The sequence below is a fragment of the Bacteroides sp. 2_2_4 genome, assembly GCF_000157055.1.
GTDB lineage: Bacteria > Bacteroidota > Bacteroidia > Bacteroidales > Bacteroidaceae > Bacteroides > Bacteroides ovatus.
Window position 1 is genome coordinate 260,886 of the sequence record NZ_EQ973363.1, and the last position, 22,738, is coordinate 283,623.

At 42.6% G+C, this 22,738-nt stretch carries 24 protein-coding genes; 16 read left to right on the forward strand and 8 right to left on the reverse strand.

The genetic code is table 11. The features are described 5' to 3' along the window. The 5 genes from BSCG_RS0127635 to BSCG_RS08460 all read left to right on the forward strand — a co-directional run. Positions 1–261 (forward strand): Rnf-Nqr domain containing protein (locus tag BSCG_RS0127635; RefSeq protein ID WP_032849626.1); only part of this gene is annotated, 261 nt, incomplete at its 5' end. Between the two features lie 22 nt (positions 262–283). Next, the gene (gene rsxA, locus BSCG_RS08475) at positions 284–856 is read left to right on the forward strand and encodes an electron transport complex subunit RsxA (protein WP_004295587.1); all 573 of its coding nucleotides are present in this window, start codon (positions 284–286) and stop codon (positions 854–856) included. Between the two features lie 224 nt (positions 857–1,080). Continuing rightward, entirely contained in the window at positions 1,081–2,115 is a 1,035-nt protein-coding gene (gene galE / locus BSCG_RS08470; RefSeq protein WP_004295588.1) for a UDP-glucose 4-epimerase GalE, read from the forward strand. 323 nt (positions 2,116–2,438) lie between these two features. Then, entirely contained in the window at positions 2,439–2,738 is a 300-nt protein-coding gene (locus BSCG_RS08465; RefSeq protein ID WP_004295589.1) for a type II toxin-antitoxin system HigB family toxin, read from the forward strand. Between the two features lie 10 nt (positions 2,739–2,748). After that, entirely contained in the window at positions 2,749–3,111 is a 363-nt protein-coding gene (locus BSCG_RS08460; RefSeq protein WP_004295590.1) for a type II toxin-antitoxin system HigA family antitoxin, read from the forward strand. A 32-nt stretch (positions 3,112–3,143) separates the two neighbouring features. Here the strand turns inward: BSCG_RS08460 and ispE are convergent, their stop codons facing one another. Further along, positions 3,144–3,974, reverse strand: a complete 831-nt coding sequence (gene ispE / locus BSCG_RS08455) for a 4-(cytidine 5'-diphospho)-2-C-methyl-D-erythritol kinase (RefSeq protein ID WP_004317955.1) — start codon at positions 3,972–3,974, stop codon at positions 3,144–3,146. A gap of 230 nt (positions 3,975–4,204) precedes the next feature. Here ispE and dnaB point away from each other — a divergent pair, with 230 nt between their 5' ends. From dnaB to BSCG_RS08425, 6 genes are all read left to right on the forward strand, one after another. Beyond that, positions 4,205–5,764 (forward strand): replicative DNA helicase, encoded by a 1,560-nt coding sequence (gene dnaB / locus BSCG_RS08450; protein ID WP_004295592.1) that lies wholly within the window; start codon positions 4,205–4,207, stop codon positions 5,762–5,764. 178 nt (positions 5,765–5,942) lie between these two features. After that, positions 5,943–8,405, forward strand: coding sequence for a phenylalanine--tRNA ligase subunit beta (pheT, locus tag BSCG_RS08445; RefSeq protein WP_008776645.1), 2,463 nt, complete (start codon positions 5,943–5,945; stop codon positions 8,403–8,405). A gap of 31 nt (positions 8,406–8,436) precedes the next feature. Further along, a complete protein-coding gene (locus BSCG_RS08440; protein WP_004295595.1) occupies positions 8,437–9,171 on the forward strand; it encodes a YebC/PmpR family DNA-binding transcriptional regulator in 735 nt (244 codons plus the stop codon). Between the two features lie 9 nt (positions 9,172–9,180). Beyond that, on the forward strand, positions 9,181–9,426 hold the full coding sequence (locus tag BSCG_RS08435) for a TIGR03905 family TSCPD domain-containing protein (protein ID WP_004295596.1): 246 nt from the start codon (positions 9,181–9,183) through the stop codon (positions 9,424–9,426). 200 nt (positions 9,427–9,626) lie between these two features. Next, complete coding sequence (locus BSCG_RS08430) at positions 9,627–10,880, forward strand: Nramp family divalent metal transporter (RefSeq protein ID WP_004295597.1); 1,254 nt, start codon at positions 9,627–9,629, stop codon at positions 10,878–10,880. A 29-nt stretch (positions 10,881–10,909) separates the two neighbouring features. Further along, on the forward strand, positions 10,910–11,671 hold the full coding sequence (locus tag BSCG_RS08425) for an exodeoxyribonuclease III (RefSeq protein WP_004303567.1): 762 nt from the start codon (positions 10,910–10,912) through the stop codon (positions 11,669–11,671). Here BSCG_RS08425 and BSCG_RS08420 read toward each other — a convergent pair. Next, positions 11,666–12,073 carry a secondary thiamine-phosphate synthase enzyme YjbQ gene (locus tag BSCG_RS08420; protein WP_008776646.1) on the reverse strand — a complete coding sequence of 136 codons (408 nt, stop codon included), beginning with the start codon at positions 12,071–12,073 and terminating at the stop codon, positions 11,666–11,668. The two genes, BSCG_RS08425 and BSCG_RS08420, sit on opposite strands and share 6 nt — an antisense overlap. 11 nt (positions 12,074–12,084) lie before the next feature. Beyond that, positions 12,085–12,351: a hypothetical protein gene (locus BSCG_RS08415; RefSeq protein ID WP_008776647.1), complete on the reverse strand. Its 267-nt coding sequence runs from the start codon at positions 12,349–12,351 to the stop codon at positions 12,085–12,087. A 93-nt stretch (positions 12,352–12,444) separates the two neighbouring features. Between BSCG_RS08415 and BSCG_RS08410 the strand changes: the two genes are divergently transcribed. From BSCG_RS08410 to BSCG_RS08395, 4 genes are all read left to right on the forward strand, one after another. Then, entirely contained in the window at positions 12,445–12,903 is a 459-nt protein-coding gene (locus BSCG_RS08410; RefSeq protein WP_004295601.1) for a C-GCAxxG-C-C family protein, read from the forward strand. 153 nt (positions 12,904–13,056) lie between these two features. Then, on the forward strand, positions 13,057–13,257 hold the full coding sequence (locus BSCG_RS08405; RefSeq protein ID WP_004295603.1) for a winged helix-turn-helix domain-containing protein: 201 nt from the start codon (positions 13,057–13,059) through the stop codon (positions 13,255–13,257). 128 nt (positions 13,258–13,385) lie between these two features. Further along, positions 13,386–15,167, forward strand: coding sequence for a translation elongation factor 4 (gene lepA / locus BSCG_RS08400; protein WP_004325757.1), 1,782 nt, complete (start codon positions 13,386–13,388; stop codon positions 15,165–15,167). 139 nt (positions 15,168–15,306) lie between these two features. Next, on the forward strand, positions 15,307–16,485 hold the full coding sequence (locus BSCG_RS08395; protein ID WP_004309214.1) for a hypothetical protein: 1,179 nt from the start codon (positions 15,307–15,309) through the stop codon (positions 16,483–16,485). 155 nt (positions 16,486–16,640) lie between these two features. Here the strand turns inward: BSCG_RS08395 and BSCG_RS08390 are convergent, their stop codons facing one another. The 4 genes from BSCG_RS08390 to BSCG_RS08375 all read right to left on the reverse strand — a co-directional run bounded on the left by BSCG_RS08390 (position 16,641) and on the right by BSCG_RS08375 (position 21,206). Then, a complete protein-coding gene (locus BSCG_RS08390) occupies positions 16,641–17,876 on the reverse strand; it encodes a DNA recombination protein RmuC (protein WP_004303563.1) in 1,236 nt (411 codons plus the stop codon). Next, complete coding sequence (gene map, locus BSCG_RS08385; RefSeq protein WP_004309213.1) at positions 17,876–18,730, reverse strand: type I methionyl aminopeptidase; 855 nt, start codon at positions 18,728–18,730, stop codon at positions 17,876–17,878. The genes BSCG_RS08390 and map overlap by 1 nt, the downstream gene beginning before the upstream one ends. Positions 18,731–18,830: 100 nt before the next feature. Further along, positions 18,831–19,454, reverse strand: a complete 624-nt coding sequence (locus BSCG_RS08380) for a DUF4858 domain-containing protein (RefSeq protein WP_008776648.1) — start codon at positions 19,452–19,454, stop codon at positions 18,831–18,833. Between the two features lie 111 nt (positions 19,455–19,565). After that, positions 19,566–21,206, reverse strand: coding sequence for a B12-binding domain-containing radical SAM protein (locus BSCG_RS08375; RefSeq protein ID WP_008776649.1), 1,641 nt, complete (start codon positions 21,204–21,206; stop codon positions 19,566–19,568). A 111-nt stretch (positions 21,207–21,317) separates the two neighbouring features. On the opposite strand from BSCG_RS08375, the gene BSCG_RS08370 reads away from it, so the two are divergent. Next, entirely contained in the window at positions 21,318–21,731 is a 414-nt protein-coding gene (locus BSCG_RS08370; protein ID WP_004295611.1) for a hypothetical protein, read from the forward strand. 70 nt (positions 21,732–21,801) lie between these two features. Here the strand turns inward: BSCG_RS08370 and BSCG_RS08365 are convergent, their stop codons facing one another. Continuing rightward, a complete protein-coding gene (locus BSCG_RS08365; protein ID WP_004317963.1) occupies positions 21,802–22,722 on the reverse strand; it encodes an RluA family pseudouridine synthase in 921 nt (306 codons plus the stop codon). Between the last annotated feature and the right edge of the window lie 16 nt (positions 22,723–22,738).

Here is a 22,738-nt window from a genome sequence, read left to right on the forward strand (position 1 = left end):
ATTGTACTGGGACGTGCCGAAGCCTTCGCTGCCAAGAATAACGCAGTTGCTTCTATGTTCGACGGTATCGGTATGGGGCTTGGCTTTACCATCGCCCTAACCTTGCTGGGTGCTGTCCGCGAGTTTTTGGGAACCGGTAAAATCTTCGATTTGACCATCATGCCGGAAGAATATGGAATGTTGGTGTTTGTATTGGCTCCGGGCGCTTTCATCGCTTTGGGATACCTCATTGCGCTGATTAACAGTTTCAAGAAAGCCTAATTCAATTAAATAAGAAAAGAATATGGAATATATATTGATATTTATTTCGGCAATCTTTGTAAACAACATCGTGTTGTCGCAGTTCCTGGGTATCTGTCCGTTCCTGGGCGTATCTAAGAAAGTAGAAACTGCGATGGGTATGAGCGCTGCGGTTGCTTTCGTGTTGACCATCGCTACCATCGTTACCTTCCTGATTCAGAAATTTGTGTTGGATGTTTTCGGGCTGGGATATTTGCAGACGATTACGTTCATTCTGGTCATTGCCGGATTGGTGCAGATGGTGGAAATCATTCTGAAAAAAGTATCGCCTGCTCTGTATCAGGCGTTGGGTGTGTTCTTGCCGCTGATTACAACGAACTGTTGTATTCTTGGTGTCGCTATCCTGGTGATTCAGAAAGACTATGACCTGCTGACAGGTGTTGTGTACGCGTTTTCTACAGCTATCGGCTTCGGTCTGGCACTGGTGCTTTTTGCCGGATTGCGCGAACAGATGAGCCTTGTGAAAATTCCGAAAGGAATGCAAGGAACTCCGATTGCTTTGATTACCGCCGGTTTGCTTGCTATGGCATTCATGGGATTCTCCGGCGTGGTGTAAGGATTTACAGTTGATAATTAAATAGAGGATTGGAAGCTCTGCTGTGTGGCGACATACAGGTTGGAGTTTCCAATTCTTTTTTATACCTAAATGCTACCAAATCGTACCTTAATTACTTTTCAGCAAATAAATTTGTGGCAGATTATTGCAATTCCATTTTATTTCCATACATTTGTAACTCAAACAATAATAAGCCGAGAAACTAACCATTTTTTATAAAGTATATGAAAGAAAGAATTTTAGTAACAGGCGGGACAGGATACATTGGGTCTCATACTGTTGTAGAACTACAAAACAGTGGATATGAAGTAATCATCATCGATAATTTATCAAATTCAAGTGCCGACGTTGTTGACAATATAGAGAAAGTTTCCGGTATTCGCCCAGTTTTTGAAAAGCTGGACTGTTTGGACTTTGCCGGTCTGGATGCAGTATTTGCAAAATATAAAGGAATTAAGGCAATCATTCACTTTGCAGCTAGCAAAGCAGTAGGAGAGTCGGTACAAAAACCGTTGCTTTACTACCGTAATAACCTGGTTTCTTTGATTAACCTTCTCGAACTGATGCCAAAACATGGAGTAGAAGGTATTGTGTTCTCTTCTTCTTGTACAGTATACGGTCAGCCGGACGAGCTGCCGGTAACGGAAAAAGCTCCGATCAAGAAAGCGGAATCACCTTATGGAAATACCAAACAGATCAATGAAGAGATTATTCGTGATACGGTAGCTTCAGGTGCTCCGATCAATGCGATCATGTTGCGCTATTTCAACCCGATTGGCGCGCATCCTACTGCATTGCTGGGTGAACTGCCTAACGGGGTTCCTCAAAACCTGATTCCATATCTGACCCAGACAGCCATCGGTATCCGTGAGAAACTTAGCGTGTTTGGTGACGATTATGATACACCGGACGGTTCTTGTATCCGTGACTTTATCAATGTCGTTGACTTGGCTAAAGCACACGTGATTGCTATCCGTCGTATCTTGGAAAAGAAACAAAAAGAAAAAGTAGAAGTATTTAATATTGGTACAGGACGTGGTGTTTCTGTATTGGAATTAATAAATGGCTTTGAAAAAGCCACTGGCGTAAAATTGAATTATCAGATTGTCGGACGTCGTGCAGGTGACATTGAAAAAGTTTGGGCTAACCCGGATTTTGCTAATAAAGAGCTGGGTTGGAAAGCCGTAGAAACTTTAGAAGATACTTTACGCTCTGCATGGAACTGGCAGCTGAAACTCCGTGAAAGAGGGATTCAATAAAAGAGAAACTTGTTTTAAATAACATAAAAGTTTAAACAAATCGTGCATGCGATTTGTTTAATTGATGCTAATCGACCTGAAGCTGTTTATGAGTATGCGAATATACGTAGATAGTACTTATGCCTCCCCGGCATAGACAGGAAAGATTGCATAGTAGTTTTGTCGTGTTTTATTTTGTGTTTGTGTTGTGACGGTACTACGACGTGAGTCGTGGTACCGTTTTTTGGTACGCCCAACATGGGTATTCTGTTTTATAAAATATTTAGCACTAATTCTTTTGTTATCCAAAATTATTTTGTAATTTTGTATCAAATGAATAAGATATGAGAGTAGTATCACATAAGAAATTGAAAGATTTCTACGAGACGAAAGGGTGTGAAGATTCACGTGTTGCTTTAGAACGTTGGTATGATATAGCGGAAAAAGCAGAATGGCGGAATTTGTCTGATATAAAAGCGGATTTTCTATCGACTGATTATGTGGGCAATCAACACTATGTTTTTAATATCAGAGGGAACAACTATCGGCTGGTAGTGGTTGTTAAATTTACGGTGGGATACATTTTTGTCCGTTGGGTGGGAACTCATAAAGAGTATGATAAAATAGATTGTTCAACTATATAATATAATAGATATGACTAAAATAACGAAAGAACAATACGAATTTGCATTGGCAAGAGTCGAAGAACTTCTGCCTTTGGTGGACGACAGCACTCCTGCAAATGACAAGAGCATGGTGGAGCTTTCTGTTATGTCTGATATAGTGATTGCGTATGAGAAGGAACATTTTCCTATAGAAAAACCAACCGTAGCAGAATTGATAGAATTGTCCCTTGAAGAAAAGGGGATGACACAAAAACAGCTTGCCAGTGAAATAGGGGTTAGCCCTTCACGCGTGAATGATTATATTTCGGGTCGCTCGGAACCTACTTTAAAAATAGCTCGCTTGCTTTGCCGGGTACTCAATATACACCCCGCTGCCATGTTGGGATTTTGAAAAAATAGTCAAAACATAATTGTTAGTGAGATTTATTTGTTTAATGTACCTTTGAAGCAGAATACATCAGTTCCCCAATCAATTTCCGGTAAGACGAATCCGGGAGCAAACAGCCCGAATACGGATGAGCCGGAGCCGCTCATGGATGCGTAGATTGCTCCTTGATGATAGAGTTCTTCTTTGATTTCTCCAATGACGGGATGTTGCGGGAATACACTTGCTTCGAAATCATTGATTAACGTATCCTTCCATTCTTGTACAGGACGCTGGATTGCCTCCCTAACCGGATATTTCGGACGATGGGGATGAATGTTTGAAAAGGCTTCCCGGGTGGAAACAAAAACATTCGGTTTTATAATCATGATTTGGTAGCCGTTTAATGAAAGTTCGACCGGGGAGAAGATGTTTCCAATTCCCTCGGCAAATATCGGTCTGTTTTTGATAAAGAAAGCGCAGTCTGCTCCCAAAGTGGCAGCGTATACTTCCAATTGTTCTTCGGATACTCCCAGCTGATAATGATCGTTGAGCAACTTTAGCATGAAAGCGGCATCCGATGATCCTCCTCCCAGTCCGGCTCCTGAAGGGATGTGCTTGTATAAGTGGATTTCGATAGGAGGGAGATGAAATTCCTTATCCATCAATAAATAGGCTTTTACTACCAGATTGTCTTCAGGGTTACCGGCTATTTCCATTCCATGTTGGTGGAGAGTGAATTTTCGGTCAGCGTTAGGGGAGGTACGGATTTCCAGTGCGTCTTCCAGAGCCACCGGATAGAAAACTGTTTCCAGATTGTGGTATCCGTCCGGGCGTTTTTCCGTGATGGAAAGTCCCAGGTTTATTTTGATATTGGGAAAAGCAATCATATTTCTATTTACTATTTACTATTTACAGTGCTTCACATTACAATTAATCATAGCTGGATAATGTGATTCGGGAGCAAAGTTAGTAAAATCTTCATTTTTCCTTATTCATTCTTCGTGATTATATTCTATCTTTGTCGTCCCGACTGGAAGAATTCCGTGATAAATGTGATAATAGAGTCTGTCCAGTCGTAAAATAATAAATAGTAAATCGTAAAATAGTAAATATCTCGATGGCCGAACAGAAAAGAAATACCCGCAATTCAAAGTCTACTAAAATACAACCGGTAAATGATTATGGTCGTATTCAGCCGCAGGCGCCTGAACTGGAAGAAGCAGTTTTGGGAGCTTTAATGATTGAAAAGGACGCTTATTCATTGGTGAGTGAAATTCTTCGTCCCGAATCATTTTACGAACGCCGGCATCAGTTGATTTATTCTGCTATCGTCGATCTTGCGGTGAACCAGAAACCGGTGGATATTCTGACTGTAAAGGAACAACTTAGTAAACGTGGAGACTTGGAAGAGGTGGGAGGTCCCTTCTATATTACTCAATTGAGTAGTAAGGTGGCTTCATCCGCACATATTGAATACCATGCCCGTATTATTGCACAGAAATCGCTGGCGCGTGAGTTGATAACGTTCACGAGCAATATTCAGAGTAAAGCGTTCGATGAAACGCTGGATGTGGACGACTTGATGCAGGAAGCGGAAGGTAAGCTTTTCGAGATCTCACAGCAGAATATGAAAAAAGATTATACGCAGATCAATCCGGTGATTGACGAAGCCTATAAACTAATTCAGAAAGCTGCGGCTCGAACCGATGGTTTGAGTGGTCTGGAGAGTGGTTTCACGAAACTTGATAAGATGACTTCGGGTTGGCAGAATTCCGACCTTATTATTATAGCTGCCCGTCCTGCTATGGGTAAGACTGCTTTCGTTCTTTCAATGGCTAAGAATATTGCGGTGGATTACCGGAACCCGGTGGCGTTGTTCTCTCTTGAAATGAGTAACGTTCAGTTGGTGAACCGTTTGATTGCGAATGTCTGCGAGATTCCGAGCGAGAAAATCAAAAGCGGGCAGTTGGCAAATTATGAATGGCAACAACTGGACTATAAACTGAAGAATCTGATGGATGCACCGCTTTACGTGGATGATACGCCGTCTCTGTCTGTGTTTGAACTTCGAACCAAAGCGCGTCGTTTGGTACGCGAACATGGGGTGCGAATCATCATCATTGACTACCTTCAGTTGATGAATGCGAGTGGGATGGCGTTTGGTAGCCGTCAGGAAGAGGTTAGTACCATTTCCCGTTCGTTGAAAGGATTGGCGAAAGAGTTGAGTATTCCGATTATCGCACTGTCACAGTTGAATCGTGGTGTGGAAAGTCGTGAAGGTATTGACGGTAAACGACCGCAGTTGAGTGACCTTCGTGAATCGGGAGCCATCGAGCAGGATGCCGATATGGTGTGCTTTATCCACCGTCCGGAATACTATAAGATATTTCAGGATGATCGTGGTAATGACTTGCGCGGTATGGCGGAAATTGTAATCGCCAAGCATCGTAACGGTGCGGTAGGCGAGGTGTTGCTCCGCTTTAAGGGTGAGTTTACCCGTTTCTCTAATCCGGAGGACGATATGGTGATCCCGATGCCGGGCGAGCCTGCAGGAGCTATGTTAGGATCGAAAATGAATACAGGTAATGCTGGTTCCATACCTCCTCCCGCACCTGATTTTGCACCGCAGACGGAGAATCCATTCGGAGCACCGGGAGATGGACCGTTACCATTTTAGTTAATAGTTGATAACTGATAACTGATAGTGAAAATGCTCTGCGCAACATTTCTTCTATCTGTATGTTATTCCGCATGGTAACTATCAACTATAAACTTTTTTATCTAACCTTCTCGGTCAACCGAAAAATCTTATTAACTTTGCAAATCTTTTTGAGAAACAATAAAAAATTAAATATATGAATATCTCTTATAACTGGCTGAAAGAGTATGTCAATTTCGACCTGACGCCCGATGAAACGGCTGCTGCGTTGACGTCTATTGGCTTGGAAACAGGTGGTGTAGAAGAAGTGCAAACCATTAAAGGTGGTTTGGAAGGACTGGTGATCGGTGAAGTGCTGACCTGCACGGAACATCCTAATTCTGACCATTTGCATATTACTACTGTCAATCTGGGAGACGGTGAACCGGTACAGATTGTTTGTGGTGCCCCGAATGTGGCTGCCGGACAGAAAGTGGTGGTAGCTACTTTAGGTACAAAACTTTATGACGGTGACGAATGTTTTACCATCAAGAAATCAAAAATCCGTGGGGTGGAATCTACTGGTATGATTTGTGCTGAAGACGAAATCGGTATCGGTACGGATCATGCAGGTATTATCGTATTGCCGGAAAACGCTGTTCCGGGTACGCTTGCCAAGGATTATTATAATATCAAGAGCGACTATGTGCTTGAAGTGGACATCACGCCTAACCGTGCGGATGCTTGCTCTCACTATGGGGTGGCTCGTGACTTGTATGCTTATCTGATTCAGAACGGCAAACAGGCTACTTTGCAACGTCCGTCAGTAGACGGCTTTAAAGTGGAAAACCATGACTTGAATATTGAAGTGAAGGTGGAAAACAGCGAAGCTTGTCCGCATTATGCCGGTGTTACGGTGAAAGGTGTCACTGTGAAGGAAAGCCCGGAATGGCTGCAAAACAAATTGCGTCTGATCGGGGTGCGTCCTATTAATAATGTAGTGGATATTACTAATTATATCGTTCATGCTTTCGGTCAGCCGTTGCACTGCTTCGATGCCGGAAAGATAAAAGGCAATGAAGTAATTGTAAAGACAATGCCGGAAGGAACTCCGTTCGTTACGCTGGATGAGGTGGAACGTAAATTGAACGAACGCGACCTGATGATTTGTAACAAGGAAGAGGCCATGTGTATTGCCGGTGTATTCGGCGGACTGGACTCCGGTTCTACGGAAGCTACGACAGATGTATTCATTGAAAGTGCTTATTTCCATCCTACATGGGTGCGTAAGACAGCCCGCCGTCATGGCTTGAATACGGATGCTTCTTTCCGTTTCGAACGCGGTATCGATCCGAACAGTGTGATATATTGCTTGAAACTGGCTGCTTTGATGGTTAAAGAACTGGCTGGCGGTACGATTTCTTCTGAAATAAAAGACGTGTTCACTACTCCTGCACCCGATTTTATAGTTGATCTGGCTTATGAGAAAGTACATTCTTTGGTAGGAAAAGTAATTCCGGTAGAGACAATCAAGAGCATTGTGACTAGCCTGGAAATGAAGATCACTAATGAAACGGCGGAAGGGCTGACATTAGCTGTTCCTCCTTATCGTGTAGACGTGCAGCGTGATTGTGACGTGATTGAAGATATTCTTCGTATCTACGGATATAACAATGTTGAAATCCCGACTACACTGAACTCCAGCCTGACTACCAAAGGTGAACATGATAAATCGAATAAATTGCAGAACCTGATTGCAGAGCAATTGGTGGGCTGCGGATTTAATGAGATCCTGAACAACTCATTGACGCGTGCTGCTTATTATGATGGTATGGAGACTTATCCGTCCAACCACCTGGTGATGTTATTGAATCCGTTGAGTGCGGATTTGAACGCTATGCGTCAGACTTTGCTGTTCGGTGGACTGGAAAGTATTGCTCATAATGCAAATCGTAAGAATGCTGATTTGAAGTTCTTCGAATTCGGTAATTGCTATCATTTCGATGCTGACAAGAAGAATGAAGAGAAGGTATTGGCTCCTTACTCGGAAGATTATCACTTGGGCTTGTGGGTAACCGGTAAGAAGGTTTCCAATTCATGGGCACATGCAGATGAGAACAGTTCGGTATATGAATTGAAGGCTTATGTAGAAAATATATTGAAGCGTCTGGGACTGGATTTGCACAATCTGGTTGTCGGTAATCTGACGGACGATATTTTTGCTGCCGCACTTTCTGTCAATACGAAGGGTGGTAAGCGTCTTGCTTCCTTCGGTATCGTGACTAAGAAGCTGTTGAAAGCATTTGATATCGACAATGAAGTGTATTTTGCCGACTTGAACTGGAAGGAGCTGATGAAAGCTATCCGTTCTGTGAAGATCAGCTACAAGGAAATCTCCAAGTTCCCTGCTGTGAAACGTGACTTGGCATTGTTGCTTGACAAGAATGTGCAGTTTGCCGAAATTGAAAAGATTGCTTACGAAACAGAGAAGAAGCTGCTGAAAGAAGTGGAACTCTTCGATGTGTACGAAGGTAAGAATCTGGAAGCAGGCAAGAAGTCGTATGCGGTGAGCTTCCTGCTTCAGGATGAGAGCCAGACTTTGAATGATAAGATGATTGATAAGATCATGTCGAAACTGGTGAAGAACTTGGAAGATAAGCTGGGTGCCAAACTTAGATAAACTTAAAATTTCAATCTAAAAATATAAACCAATGGGAAGAGCATTTGAATATAGAAAGGCCGCTAAACTGAAAAGATGGGGCCACATGGCTAAAACATTTACAAGACTGGGTAAACAAATCGCGATAGCTGTAAAGGCAGGCGGTCCGGAACCTGAAAATAACCCGACTTTGCGTTCGGTGATCGCTACTTGTAAGCGTGAAAATATGCCGAAGGATAATATTGAACGTGCTATCAAAAACGCAATGGGTAAAGACCAGAGCGACTACAAGAGCATGACTTACGAAGGATACGGTCCTCACGGTATTGCTGTATTTGTGGATACGCTGACAGATAACACAACCCGTACGGTGGCTGACGTTCGTTCGGTATTTAATAAGTTTGGCGGTAATCTCGGTACAATGGGATCTCTCGCGTTCCTGTTCGACCACAAATGTGTATTCACTTTCAAGAAGAAAGACGGATTGGATATGGAAGAACTGATTCTGGATCTGATCGATTATGATGTGGAAGATGAATACGAAGAGGATGATGAAGAAGGAACAATCACTATCTATGGTAATCCCAAGAGCTATGCCGCTATTCAGAAACACCTGGAGGAGTGTGGCTTTGAAGATGTCGGTGGAGACTTCACTTATATCCCGAACGACATGAAAGAGGTGACTCCGGAACAGCGCGAAACATTGGATAAGATGATCGAACGTTTGGAAGAATTTGACGACGTGCAGACTGTTTATACCAATATGCAGCCGGAAGAGGGAGAATAAGACAAGGTTATGGAATATGTGTATAGAACCCAGGGAACTTGCAGCACCAACATCGAACTGAATGTGGAAGATGGAGTGGTGAAAGAAGTTGCTTTCTGGGGAGGATGTAATGGTAATCTTCAAGGTATTTCCCGCCTTGTGAGAGGAATGAAGGTAGCGGATGTTATCGCAAAACTTGAAGGAGTGCATTGTGGTGGCAGACCGACTTCATGTCCTGACCAATTGTGTCGTGCATTACATGAGATGGGATATTAATCGACTTCTTTTATTTTTGTAAAATTTGATATTTTTCAAGACCTTCGGCAATTTATTTTGTCGAGGGTCTTTTTTTTGCGGGAATCCATAGAGGGGGAGTATCCGGGTGTTGTTTACTTACTTGTCGGTATTTTGAACTAAAATTGACCTTCACTCGTTATTTATAAGTATATTTGTAAGGTTAAAACTATTATGCAAAAATGAAGAATATTTTTCAAGACTTAAAACGCAAAGATCATAAACGCTATCTGGGTGGACTGGATGTTTTTAAATATATTGGTCCGGGGCTTCTGGTTACGGTAGGATTTATTGATCCGGGAAACTGGGCTTCTAACTTCGCCGCCGGTTCCGAATTTGGCTATTCCTTACTTTGGGTGGTTACATTGTCCACTATTATGCTGATTGTACTTCAGCACAATGTTGCCCATCTGGGGATTGTTACTGGGCTTTGCCTTTCGGAGGCGGCCACTAAATACACTCCCAAATGGGTGTCGCGACCTATTCTTGGTACGGCGGTACTGGCGTCGATTTCTACTTCTTTAGCGGAAATTCTGGGAGGTGCCATTGCGTTGGAAATGCTCTTTGATATTCCTATTATATGGGGAGCTGTGTTGACTACGCTTTTTGTCTCTATCATGCTTTTCACTAATTCGTATAAAAAGATAGAGCGTTCCATCATTGCATTTGTCTCTGTTATCGGGCTTTCGTTTATCTACGAACTGTTTCTGGTGGAAATAGACTGGCCGGCTGCGACAGCAGGGTGGGTGACTCCTTCTTTTCCGAAAGGAAGTATGCTGATTATCATGAGTGTGTTGGGAGCGGTAGTGATGCCTCATAATCTGTTTCTTCATTCGGAGGTGATTCAGAGTCACGAATATAATAAGAAAGATGATGCTTCTATTAAGAAGGTTTTGAAATATGAGTTGTTTGATACTCTTTTCTCTATGATTGTCGGCTGGGCGATTAACAGTGCCATGATTCTTCTGGCTGCCGCTACTTTCTTTAAAAGCGGTATTCAGGTAGAGGAACTGCAACAGGCTAAGTCATTGCTCGAACCTTTGTTGGGAAGTAATGCTGCCATCGTATTTGCACTGGCATTGCTGATGGCGGGTATTTCATCCACCATTACGAGCGGAATGGCGGCAGGTTCCATCTTTGCGGGTATTTTCGGTGAATCGTATCATATCAAAGACAGCCATTCGCAGGTAGGAGTCCTTTTATCTCTGGGAATTGCCTTATTGCTGATTTTCTTTATTGGAGATCCTTTCAAAGGATTGATTATTTCGCAGATGATACTTAGTATTCAATTACCTTTCACGGTATTTTTGCAGGTGGGACTGACGTCTTCCCGAAAGGTGATGGGAGATTATGTCAATAGTCGTTGGAGCACGTTTGTGTTGTATTCGATTGCCATTATTGTTTCGGTACTGAATATCATGCTTTTGTTTTCATAAAATGAATATAAATCAATACATATAGATCGATGAAGATTATTACTTATAATGTGAACGGACTACGTGCCGCCGTATCTAAAGGTTTGCCGGAATGGCTGGCGCAGGAGAATCCTGATATTCTTTGTCTGCAAGAAACGAAACTGCAACCGGACCAGTATCCGGGAGAGGTGTTTGAAGCGTTGGGTTACAAGTCTTATTTGTATTCGGCGCAGAAGAAAGGATACAGTGGAGTGGCCATACTTACCAAGCAGGAACCGGACCATGTGGAATATGGGATGGGAATGGAGGCTTATGATAATGAAGGACGTTTTATCCGGGCGGATTTCGGAGACTTATCGGTAGTCAGTGTTTATCACCCTTCGGGAACGAGCGGGGACGAACGCCAGGCTTTTAAAATGGTGTGGCTGGAAGATTTTCAAAAGTATGTGATGGAGTTGCAGAAGTCCCGTCCCAATTTGATTCTTTGTGGTGATTATAATATCTGCCATGAGCCGATCGACATTCATGATCCTGTCCGGAATGCAACAAACAGTGGTTTCCTTCCTGAAGAACGGGAGTGGATGACACGTTTCCTGTCTGCGGGGTATGTGGATTCTTTCCGTACGCTTTGTCCCGAAAAACAGGAATATACCTGGTGGAGCTATCGTTTTAATTCGCGTGCCAAAAATAAGGGTTGGAGAATTGACTATTGCATGGTTAGTGAGCCGGTACGCCCGCTGTTGAAACGTGCGTATATCCTGAATGAGGCCGTACATTCCGATCATTGTCCGATGGCGTTGGAAATATTATAGGATAGTAATACTCAATTTACGGGTGTCTCCTCCGTTGCGAAATTCGCAGAGGTAGACACCTTGCCATGTTCCCAGGTTCAGGCGGTGATTCTTGATGGGGATAGTGACCGAGCTTCCTATCAGGGAGGCTTTTATATGGGCGCTCATATCGTCGGGGCCTTCGAGGGTATGGATGAAATAGGGGGCACCGTCGGGAACCAGTTTATTAAAGAATGTCTGGAAGTCATGCCGTACGTCCGGGTCTGCATTTTCGTTGATAGTTAGTCCGGCAGAGGTGTGTTTGATAAAGATTACCAGCAGGCCACTTTCGGGAAGTGCTGGTAGTTGTGAAATGATATCACGCGTGATTAAATGAAATCCACGCGAGTAATGAGGGAGTTGAATATCGAATGTTGTAGCCATTGTTTTATCTCTTAGAATTTGGAGGGTGGATTCAGGTCCACATAGGGGTCGTTGATAGCTGACGCCATCATTGCATTGACGGCAATTCCTGCATCCTCTTTATAATTTCTTCTCTTGTTCCATTCACGTACATCTTTGAGAGTGACATCACGTTTCTTTCTGTTTTGGGGAAAACCACTTTTTCTTTTCCTGTCAGCATATTCATCCTTTCTGGCTGCGCTTATCATAGCATGGATGGCAATGGCTGTCGATTCTTTATATGAAATAGTTTTGTTCATATTTTCTTTTTTTTTGATTTTAATCTTTACGCCCTATCTGATGCAAAGATACTTTTTTATATTTTTGTGCGAAATAAAAATGCAAAATAGTTTATGGAAGATAGAATACAGAAAGCAGTGGAGCTTTTTAAGAGCGGATACAACTGCTCACAGTCGGTAGTAGCGGCCTTTGCGGATATGTATGGATTTACACAGGAACAGGCGTTGCGTATGGGTGCTTCCTTTGGTGGGGGGATAGGACGAATGCGTGAAACGTGTGGAGCTGCCTGCGGCATGTTTTTGGTGGCGGGCTTGGAAACCGGCGCTACGGAAGCGACAGACCGGGAAGGAAAAGCTGCCAATTATGCGGTGGTGCAAGAACTGGCGGCTGAATTTAAGAAGCGTAACGGCTCGCTGATTTGTGGCGAATTGTTGGGATTAAAGAAAAAAGATCCCGTTTCAACGATTCCGGAAGAGCGTACTGCTCAATATTATAGCAAGCGTCCTTGCGCTAAAATGGTGGAAGAAGCGGCAAGAATTTGGTCTGAATATCTCGAAAAGCATCCTAAATGAAAGAAAAAATGCTTTTTTATTACAAAAACGATAAAAAAGTGCTCAATAAAGTGTTATATAACATAAAAATAACTATCTTTGTCCCCGAAATAAAATCTGAAAGTCTTTTTGACCGGATGATTTTAAGCATGTCTAACTAAAATTGCAAAGCAAATGTTGAAAGAAAAAGCTGGTGTAATTGCAGGTACTATCTGGAATGCACTGAACGAAACAGAAGGAATGACTGCCAAGCAGCTTAAAAAAGCAACTAAATTGGTTGACAAAGATCTGTTCCTCGGCCTTGGCTGGTTATTGAGAGAAGACAAAGTCTCTGTGGAAGAAGTTGAAGGTGAACTCTTCATCAAATTGATCTAAGCGAGTAACTCACTTAAGCAATAAAAAAATGCGTTGGTACATGATCATAATGTTATCAACGCATTTTTTTTTATTCCGCCATTTACGTATCTTTGCACACCAAAAAGATAAAATAATAAGAATTCAGAATGAAGAATATTCGCAACTTTTGCATTATTGCTCATATTGACCACGGTAAGTCAACGTTGGCCGACCGTCTGTTGGAGTTTACTAACACCATTCAGGTGACTTCAGGGCAGATGCTTGATAATATGGATCTGGAAAAAGAAAGAGGGATCACTATCAAGAGCCATGCGATCCAGATGGAATATACTTATCAGGGGGAGAAGTATGTCCTTAACCTGATTGATACTCCGGGACACGTGGACTTTTCGTATGAGGTGTCACGTTCTATCGCTGCATGTGAAGGGGCATTGCTGATTGTCGATGCTTCGCAGGGAGTGCAGGCGCAGACGATCTCGAATCTGTATATGGCCATTGAACACGACCTTGAGATTATTCCGGTTATCAATAAATGCGATATGGCGAGCGCCAATCCCGAAGAAGTGGAGGACGAAATCGTTGAACTGTTGGGTTGCAAGCGCGAGGAGGTAATTCGTGCATCCGGTAAAACGGGTATGGGAGTGGAAGAGATACTGGCTGCTGTGATTGAACGTATTCCTCATCCCGAAGGGAATGAAGAGGCGCCGTTGCAGGCTTTGATTTTCGACTCTGTATTCAACTCTTTCCGTGGAATTATAGCTTATTTCAAGATTGAAAACGGCACGATTCGCAAGGGCGACAAGGTGAAGTTTTTCAATACGGGAAAAGAGTATGATGCCGATGAAATAGGGGTGTTGAAAATGGATATGGTGCCTCGTAACGAACTTCGTACGGGGGATGTAGGATATATAATTTCCGGTATCAAAACTTCCAAAGAGGTGAAGGTGGGAGATACCATTACACATATTGCCCGTCCGTGTGACAAGGCTATTGCCGGGTTTGAGGAGGTGAAGCCGATGGTGTTTGCCGGAGTGTACCCGATTGAGGCGGAAGATTTTGAAGATCTTCGCGCGTCTTTGGAAAAGTTGCAGCTGAATGATGCGTCGTTGACTTTCCAACCGGAGTCTTCATTGGCTTTGGGTTTTGGTTTCCGTTGTGGTTTCCTCGGATTGCTCCACATGGAGATTGTGCAGGAGCGTCTGGACCGTGAGTTTGACATGAATGTGATTACTACGGTACCGAACGTGTCCTACCATATATATGATAAGCAGGGCAATATGAAGGAGGTGCACAACCCCGGTGGTATGCCTGACCCGACGATGATTGACCATATCGAGGAACCGTATATCAAAGCATCTATTATTACAACGACTGATTATATCGGTCCTATTATGACGCTTTGTCTGGGTAAGCGTGGTGAATTGATTAAACAGGAATATATCTCCGGTAACCGGGTGGAAATCTATTACAATATGCCTTTGGGAGAAATTGTGATTGACTTTTATGATAAGTTGAAGAGTATTTCTAAAGGGTATGCGTCGTTTGATTATCATCCGAATGGTTTCCGTACTTCGAAGCTGGTGAAGCTGGATATTTTGTTGAACGGTGAGCCTGTGGATGCACTTTCTACTTTGACACATATTGACAATGCTTACGATATGGGACGCCGGATGTGTGAGAAACTGAAAGAGCTTATTCCGCGGCAGCAGTTTGATATTGCCATTCAGGCAGCTATCGGGGCTAAGATTATTTCCCGTGAAACGATTAAGGCTGTTCGTAAGGATGTGACAGCGAAGTGTTATGGTGGTGACGTGAGCCGTAAACGTAAACTGCTTGAAAAGCAGAAAAAAGGTAAAAAACGAATGAAACAAATCGGTAACGTGGAAGTGCCGCAAAAAGCCTTCCTCGCCGTACTGAAGCTGGATTAAAAATACTGCCGCAAGCAATTTTTCAGAGATCTGTTCTGAACAAATTGACTTGCGGTTAGTTTTTAATACACCAGGTGATTGCCTTCTGTCTGCAGAGCTTTCCTTGGCAATTACTTTTTAGCAACAAACAACTATAAATATGAGAAAAGTTCTGTCTTTTTCGGGCTTCCTGATGTTGGGGCTCGTGGTTTCGCAATTCCTGCCGATGATGGCAGGAGATGGGTATGGAGCTGTTAAATCCATATCGAATGTACTACTCTATGTATGTCTTAGTTTTATAATGATTAATGTAGGCCGTGAGTTCGTCCTTGATAAAACACGGTGGAAAAGTTACGCTCAAGATTATTTTATAGCCATGGCTACGGCTGCTTTACCATGGTTTATGATTGCTATTTATTATGTGTTTGTATTGCTTCCTCCCGATTTTTGGAATAGTTGGGAAGCATGGAAGGAGAATTTATTGTTAAGCCGTTTTGCTGCACCTACATCAGCCGGTATTCTGTTTACGATGTTGGCGGCTATCGGACTGAAGTCCAGTTGGATTTATAAGAAAATACAGGTATTGGCAATTTTCGATGACTTGGATACGATTCTTTTAATGATTCCTCTTCAGATTATGATGATTGGGCTGCGCTGGCAGTTGATTATTGTGGTGGTGATTGTGTTCTTGTTATTGTCGATCGGCTGGCAAAGATTGAATAAGTATGATTGGCGTCAGGACTGGAAGGCTATCCTCTTTTATTCAATGATTATATTTCTGGCTACTCAAATACTGTATCTGGGGAGTAAAGAATTGTATGGGGACGAGGGAAGTATTCATATTGAAGTCCTGTTGCCGGCATTTGTTCTGGGTATGATTATGAAACATAAGGAACATGACACACCTGTGGAACGAAAGGTGTCTACCGGGATTTCATTTTTCTTCATGTTCCTGGTGGGAATGAGTATGCCGCATTTTATCGGAGTGAACTTTGCGGAGACTCATGCTGGTTCTTATTCCGTGACTGGTTCGCAGGAGATGATGTCGTGGGGAATGATTATGTTTCATGTGGTGATTGTCTCTTTATTGTCGAATATAGGAAAGCTTTGTCCGATGTTCTTTTATCGTGACCGGAAATTAAGTGAGCGACTGGCTCTTTCCATCGGTATGTTTACCCGTGGTGAGGTAGGGGCCGGAATCATTTTCATTGCATTGGGATATAACTTGGGTGGCCCGGCATTGGTTATTTCAGTGCTTACTCTGGTATTGAATCTGATTCTGACGGGTATCTTCGTTCTTTGGGTGAAGAATTTGGCTTTGCGGAGTTATGCGGATTGACGTGATATGGAAATGTTGTAGAGCATTTTCTGTTTAGTGTGGAGGTGTGTCGAAACACTTTCTCTAATTTTTTTAGGCACGGATTATACGAATTGCACGGATAAGTTTATTTTCTTTCCGTGTTTATCGTGTAATCCGTGCCTAAATAATATCAGTTAGTAATCTGTCAAATCGTCTTCTACGTCAATAGGTAGAATCTTTTGGCTTTCTTCGTGTGGCAACTGTTCCACTTGCCGCAGTTTGCGTTCGATGGCACGTGTTCGTTTTCCCATGACTTCTTCGAGTTGGTCACCGGCGCTTTGCAAGTTCTTTTGTACTTTTTCAAGTAACCCTCCGAATTTACTGAATTCTGTTTTGACAGCTCCCAATACGGTCCAGACTTCTCCGGTACGTTTTTGGATAGCAAGTGTGCGGAATCCCATCTGGAGACTGTTGAGGATGGCGCCTAATGTTGTCGGACCTGTAACTACAATCTTATACTCCTTTTGGAGTGTTTCGATGAGACTGGTGCGTCGGATTACTTCGGCATATATGCTTTCAAACGGGAGGAACATGATGGCAAAATCTGTGGTAAAAGGCGGGTCCACATACTTATCATGGATGTCTTTTGCCATCTTTTTGATTGTATTTTCCAATTGCTTGCCGGACGATTCCATCAATGCTGCGTCTCCCGCTTCGAATGCATCGTAATATTGTTCGTATACATCTTTCGGAAATTTGGCGTCGATGGGGAGGTAGACGGTGCTGTTGGCGTCATCTTTTCCCGGAAGTTTGATGGCAAATTCTACAAATTCGGTTCCGCTCTTTTTGGTTTTGACATTGGCGTCGTACTGTTCGGGGCTCATCATTTGTTCTAAGAGTGCACCCAGTTGGACTTCGCCGAACGTTCCTCTCATCTTTACGTTGCTCAATACCTTTTTTAGTCCCCCGACATCTTGAGCAAGAGATTTCATTTCTCCCAGTCCTTTTTGCACGTTCTCAAGTTGCGAACGGACGATTTCGAATGATTGGCCGATACGTTCATTCAGGGTTTTCTGGAGCTTTTCTTCCACCATCAGGCGCATATCATCCAGTCGTTTCTCGGTGGATTTCAGTAATGCTTCCTGCTGGCGGGCCATCATGTCGAATTTCTGTCGTTGCAGTTCTCCGGTAGTCATCATATTCTTGTGCAGAACATCTTGGAGCTGTTGCATATTCTGGTTCAGCGTTTGCGTCATTTCCATGCGAAGTTCCCGGATGCTGCGGTTCAGTTCTTCCCGGTTTTCCTGCATTTGCTGACGCAAGGCTATTTGTAATTGTTCTGCTTGAGTTTGATTGTTGCCTTTGGTTAGTGATAATACAAGTAGGACTATCATTAACACGGCAATAACAATAAGTAGAATCAGTTCCATTAATATGTCAGAATTTCGTTTCCGGTTTCAGTAATCAGAATCATATTTTCCCATTGGGCGGAAGGCAGTCCGTCGTCGGTGCAGACGGTCCATCCGTCGGCATCGTCTACAAACACTTCGTAGGTTCCCATATTAATCATGGGTTCGATGGTGAAGGTCATGCCCGGCACGATCATCATGCCTGTGCCCCGGCGTCCGAAATGTTCTACGTCCGGTTCCTCATGGAATTGCATCCCTACGCCATGTCCGCAGAGATCACGGACTACGCTGAATCCGTTCTTTTCTGCATGTTCCTGGATGGCGGCGCCTACATCACCCAGCTGTTTCCAGGGTTGTGCGGCAGCAATTCCTATTTCCATACATTCTTTGGTTACCTGTACTAACTTTTGCATATCAAGGTTGACGTCTCCAATCATAAACATACGGGATGCATCGGAAAAATATCCTTTGTAAATGGTGGAAACATCTACATTGATAATATCTCCGCTTTTCAGAATCTCATTTTTATTGGGTATTCCGTGACACACTACATCGTTGATGCTGGTGCAAACACTTTTGGGAAATCCTTCGTAGTTGAGTGGGGCAGGGATGGCACCGTGACTGGTGGTGAAATCATACACTAGCACATCAATTTCTTCGGTGGACATGCCTTCCCGGATATTCTCTGAAATATAGTCCAGCAGTGCAGTATTGATCTTGGCACTTTCCCGGATACCTTCCAGTTGCTCGGGAGTACGGAGTACTTTGCGCGGTGGAAGTTTATAACCTTGCTTTCTGTATTTCTGTATTTTTGCTTCTACTTCTGCCGGATAATTAGAGGGGGTAAACCGGAATCCCTTGATAAAGTTCTTCATTATGATAGCATATTTAATCGTATGACAAAGGTACGAGAATAAATGGAAAATATGCTTTCTTGTTTTCTAAAACTTTTCGATTCCTGATTGTCGGCACGGGTTACCATTCGTATGAAACACTAATTTGAGGTATCCATTCCCATCTTTTGCGGAGGACATTGTATTGGTATTGTACCTCTGTTTTTATTTTCCAGTTTTTATTTATTTTGAGAACAACATTACTACCCAATTGGGTGGGTTCCACTTCGGAAGGGAGGCCCCGGTGTTTTCGGGTATCAAGGTTTTGTACGCCATATATGTTGAGAGACCATTTGGGAGATAAATTATATTCTATTTGGCTTTGGATATGAAAGCAACTGGAATTTTCTGCAAAATTACTTTTACTGTGCAGCACAAGATTCTTGTTTATTCTTAACCAGGAGTAAGTGGGTAAAAAGGTGGAACCCGGTTTTAGGAATGTCTGATAAGTGCGAATGGAAGGTTTCGAAAAAATCATGGAAGATTTTAAAGTCGGTAGTGTGGGATCAAAATCTACAAATGGTTTTCGAGAGTACATGTTTTGCTCTACTTTTTCGATAAACTTTCTATTTATCTTGATCTCCTGATCGGATTCCAGCATTTGCTGAAGTCTCAATGAATCCTGTTTGTTCCATTCTTGTCCTGTTGCGGATAAGGGGAACAATAATAGGCAAAAAATATTGAATTGATATTTTCGAATGTCCATACACTGTGCTAGTAAAGTTTATTGTATGGACGGTGGAAAACAGGAAATGCTGCTCTAAACGATTAGCGACTAATAATAATTTCACATAATATGAGAATACTTTTCTTTTATTTATGATAGTTTTTTAGCCTTGAAAACCGGTTGTATCTTCTGAATCTCCGACTCAAAACCAAACCAGTAACCATGTCCTTCTTCATCGGTGGGAAGGAAACATAATCGTAGATTCTCGCGATATGCTCCGTATTCTATTTCCCAGCTTTCAGGTGGTAGCTGTCTTTTGGTTCTTACTTTTTCTGCCGGAGCTTTTTTTAATGACATACCCGCTTCTATCCATGCAATGCTGACTTGTGTCAGGTAGTCGGGATAATGATTCTTGCAGAAGTCATAGAGGATTAATCCTCTTTTTTCCAGGCTAAGAGGGGTGTCAATCACATCTGTTTGAACTAAATGATCGAGTAACTCATGTATAAAATGAGGGTTTTCGAGAATGAGTATCCGTGTGATGCTTCGCCAAGTTGGGGTATTGTAGAAACCGTCTAACAGGCGGGACAGATAATGTGCTGTCTGTAATTCATCTACGGTGATTTCACGAGTTTGAAGAACTTCGTATGGAGGGAGTGGAGAGTACTGTATGCCTAATTCGTCCGCTCTTCTTTTCATTTCGGTGCCCGGAAGTAATTTGAGGGATTCCAGTTGGATTTCTCCTGTGCCATACTCTGCTAAAGTACGGACATCATCGAAAATTTCTGATAGATGGTAGAGTGGGAGTCCTGCTATTAAGTCGGCATGAGTTTCCATGTTTTCAAGGGAACATAGATACTTGAGTCCGGTCAAAGCATCGGAGAGTTTGCCTATTCTCCGGCTTTGTTCAAGCACGTTTTCCCGAAGGCTTTGGATTCCGGCTTCCAGGTGTAGCAGTCTTTTAGGAAGGGTGGCTAATTCCTGTTTGAGTTCATCGGAAAGGAGTGCAGGATGAATTTCCAGATGAAAACAGATATCCGGGTATTCGCGGAATAGATTTAGTAATTCTTTTGCCCGTTTGTTGTTGTAATTGAAAGTGCGGTCCAGTACCCGTACATTCTTGATTCCGTGTTGGTGTATCACGTCAAGACGTTTCCGGGTTGCTTCAAGAGATAGGGTGCGAACCGGTTTTTCACCTCCACTGACACAAAAGGCACAGGTGTTAAAACATCCGCGGGTAGTTTCTAATTGCACAAAGGGTTTGCTCCAATTGAAGAAACGGCTCTCTTCAGGAGGAACTAATTCGGAAAAGTTCATGACACGGGCGAGCCCGTTGTCATGGTATGCTTCCGATTCATCCAGATAGCAGAGTCCTGTGATTGATTTCCATTCTTTTCTTGGCTGATTCCACACTTTTAACCATAAAGGAAATACTTCTTCGCCTTCTCCGCGAAACACTCCGCTTACAAATTTGTTCTTATATAAGAAAGCTTCATTATCTCCTAAAAACTCGGGACCTCCGAGTATAACACAGCAGTGAGGTAGTAACGCTTTTGCGCGTGAAACGATGTGCAGGAGTTGCTCGTGATTAAATAGCCAGTTGGTAGCTGCAATGATATCCGGTTGATGGCGGTAGATTTGATTGACGACACTACCGGTATTTTCATTGATAGTGGCGGAGACCGTACACCATTCAATGTCTGTATTATTTGCTATCTGGGCATGTAAGGCTGGCAATGCCAGCGAAGAATGAGCGTACGAACTATTTAAATCAAGCCAAAGAAGTTTCATGTGGAAAATTTAATATTATCTTTGCAAAGGTACAAAAAACTTGTGGCTTGTGATGTATAGTAAATATAAAATGCTAATTTTGTATTAATAAACGCAATAAACTAGAGAATTATGAAAATGATAAAGAGATATGCAGGTATCTTGATGATGCTGACTTTATTGGTTGGCTTTACTTCGTGTGAGAGTGAAGAAGAGACAGAATTTAATCTGCCTGGCGAGTGGTATACTAATGAAGAAATTGATTTCGGGGCATATACCTGGGGAAGAGGTACGCTCATGACATTTAATGCGAGAAATCAAGGAACGATTGGTTCTGCTGGTGATCCAAATTATCTGGTTTTTGAGTGGAGATGGATTGATGGAGGATATAATTCAATGGAATTATTTTTCTACGGTGACCGCACTTATGCCTATATTTGGGGTGCAGAAGCTACCGGCAGGACATTTAGTGGAACATGGTATAATAATTGGCAGGATTTTAGAGATAGAATAGATGGACAGCCATTTTATATGAGGCGTCAATAAAATAATAATGAAGATTAAAAATAAAGCCAGAGTCGATTATGATTCTGGCTTTATTTTTGAATATAGGAATTTATTTTTTCAGAAACAACTTCTTAAACTCCGCCGGATAAGGTGTCTCGAACTCCATCAAATCTCCCGTTACCGGATGATAGAAACAAAGTTTGAAAGCATGGAGTGCCAGTCGTCCGATAGGGTTGGGAGCATCTTCTCTTCCATATCTTCCATCACCGATAATAGGATGTCCTAAATCTTGCATGTGTACACGAATCTGATTCTTTCGGCCGGTTTCCAAATCGAGTTCCAACAGAGAATATCCGTTGGCACGTTTGATGGTCTTATAGTGGGTAATAGATTTTGATCCACCGTCATCATATTCACTGGAACTTACATAAAGCGTTTTATCAGTCAGCCAGGAAACGACTGTATCATAATCTTTTTCCATACTTCCCTCCACCACAGCTACATATCGACGGTCAGTCACGATATCGTGCCAGTTATCACGTAGTGTCCGCTGTGTTTTTTCGTCTTTAGCAAACATCATCAGGCCGGAAGTGTCCCTGTCCAGGCGATGAACGATAAACACACGGAATTGACGTCCGGAACGTTGCACGTATTCGTTAAGTATTGTATAGGCTGTGCGCTCTTTCTGTCTTTCTGTATTGACTGATAAAAGTCCCTGCATCTTCTCGACAACAATGATATAGGCATCCTCATATACGATTTTCAGCAGTCTGTTATTAAATTCTTTTTTTCCCTTTTGTTTGCTGATTTGCACTTTCATGCCCGCTTCAAGAGGAAAGTTGAATTGTGTGGTTATCACATTATCAACAAATACAACCCGTTTGCTTAACAACGATTTTAATTTCGTACGACTTGCGTCCGGCATCTTGGTAGCCAGGAACTCCATTAGTTCCATGGGTTCTTTCACTGCATAATTGGTATATTGAGCACGTGCTTTTTCAGCAGGAGTTCTTCTAGGTCTTTTTCCCATTTCTTTTTTCTTTTGA

Bases quoted from the DNA above. Each gene is read 5' to 3' on its own strand.
- BSCG_RS08435 (WP_004295596.1), top strand. From the start codon at position 9,181: ATGGAATATGTGTATAGAACCCAGGGAACTTGCAGCACCAACATCGAA.
- pheT (WP_008776645.1), top strand. From the start codon at position 5,943: ATGAATATCTCTTATAACTGGCTGAAAGAGTATGTCAATTTCGACCTG.
- BSCG_RS08410 (WP_004295601.1), top strand. From the start codon at position 12,445: ATGGAAGATAGAATACAGAAAGCAGTGGAGCTTTTTAAGAGCGGATAC.
- BSCG_RS08465 (WP_004295589.1), top strand. From the start codon at position 2,439: ATGAGAGTAGTATCACATAAGAAATTGAAAGATTTCTACGAGACGAAA.
- BSCG_RS08405 (WP_004295603.1), top strand. From the start codon at position 13,057: ATGTTGAAAGAAAAAGCTGGTGTAATTGCAGGTACTATCTGGAATGCA.
- BSCG_RS08390 (WP_004303563.1), bottom strand. From the start codon at position 17,876: ATGGAACTGATTCTACTTATTGTTATTGCCGTGTTAATGATAGTCCTA.
- BSCG_RS08365 (WP_004317963.1), bottom strand. From the start codon at position 22,722: ATGGGAAAAAGACCTAGAAGAACTCCTGCTGAAAAAGCACGTGCTCAA.
- galE (WP_004295588.1), top strand. From the start codon at position 1,081: ATGAAAGAAAGAATTTTAGTAACAGGCGGGACAGGATACATTGGGTCT.
- ispE (WP_004317955.1), bottom strand. From the start codon at position 3,974: ATGATTGCTTTTCCCAATATCAAAATAAACCTGGGACTTTCCATCACG.
- BSCG_RS08460 (WP_004295590.1), top strand. From the start codon at position 2,749: ATGACTAAAATAACGAAAGAACAATACGAATTTGCATTGGCAAGAGTC.
- map (WP_004309213.1), bottom strand. From the start codon at position 18,730: ATGAAGAACTTTATCAAGGGATTCCGGTTTACCCCCTCTAATTATCCG.
- BSCG_RS08420 (WP_008776646.1), bottom strand. From the start codon at position 12,073: ATGGCTACAACATTCGATATTCAACTCCCTCATTACTCGCGTGGATTT.
- BSCG_RS08375 (WP_008776649.1), bottom strand. From the start codon at position 21,206: ATGAAACTTCTTTGGCTTGATTTAAATAGTTCGTACGCTCATTCTTCG.
- BSCG_RS08425 (WP_004303567.1), top strand. From the start codon at position 10,910: ATGAAGATTATTACTTATAATGTGAACGGACTACGTGCCGCCGTATCT.
- lepA (WP_004325757.1), top strand. From the start codon at position 13,386: ATGAAGAATATTCGCAACTTTTGCATTATTGCTCATATTGACCACGGT.
- BSCG_RS08440 (WP_004295595.1), top strand. From the start codon at position 8,437: ATGGGAAGAGCATTTGAATATAGAAAGGCCGCTAAACTGAAAAGATGG.
- BSCG_RS08430 (WP_004295597.1), top strand. From the start codon at position 9,627: ATGAAGAATATTTTTCAAGACTTAAAACGCAAAGATCATAAACGCTAT.
- dnaB (WP_004295592.1), top strand. From the start codon at position 4,205: ATGGCCGAACAGAAAAGAAATACCCGCAATTCAAAGTCTACTAAAATA.
- BSCG_RS08370 (WP_004295611.1), top strand. From the start codon at position 21,318: ATGAAAATGATAAAGAGATATGCAGGTATCTTGATGATGCTGACTTTA.
- BSCG_RS08415 (WP_008776647.1), bottom strand. From the start codon at position 12,351: ATGAACAAAACTATTTCATATAAAGAATCGACAGCCATTGCCATCCAT.
- rsxA (WP_004295587.1), top strand. From the start codon at position 284: ATGGAATATATATTGATATTTATTTCGGCAATCTTTGTAAACAACATC.
- BSCG_RS08395 (WP_004309214.1), top strand. From the start codon at position 15,307: ATGAGAAAAGTTCTGTCTTTTTCGGGCTTCCTGATGTTGGGGCTCGTG.
- BSCG_RS08380 (WP_008776648.1), bottom strand. From the start codon at position 19,454: ATGGACATTCGAAAATATCAATTCAATATTTTTTGCCTATTATTGTTC.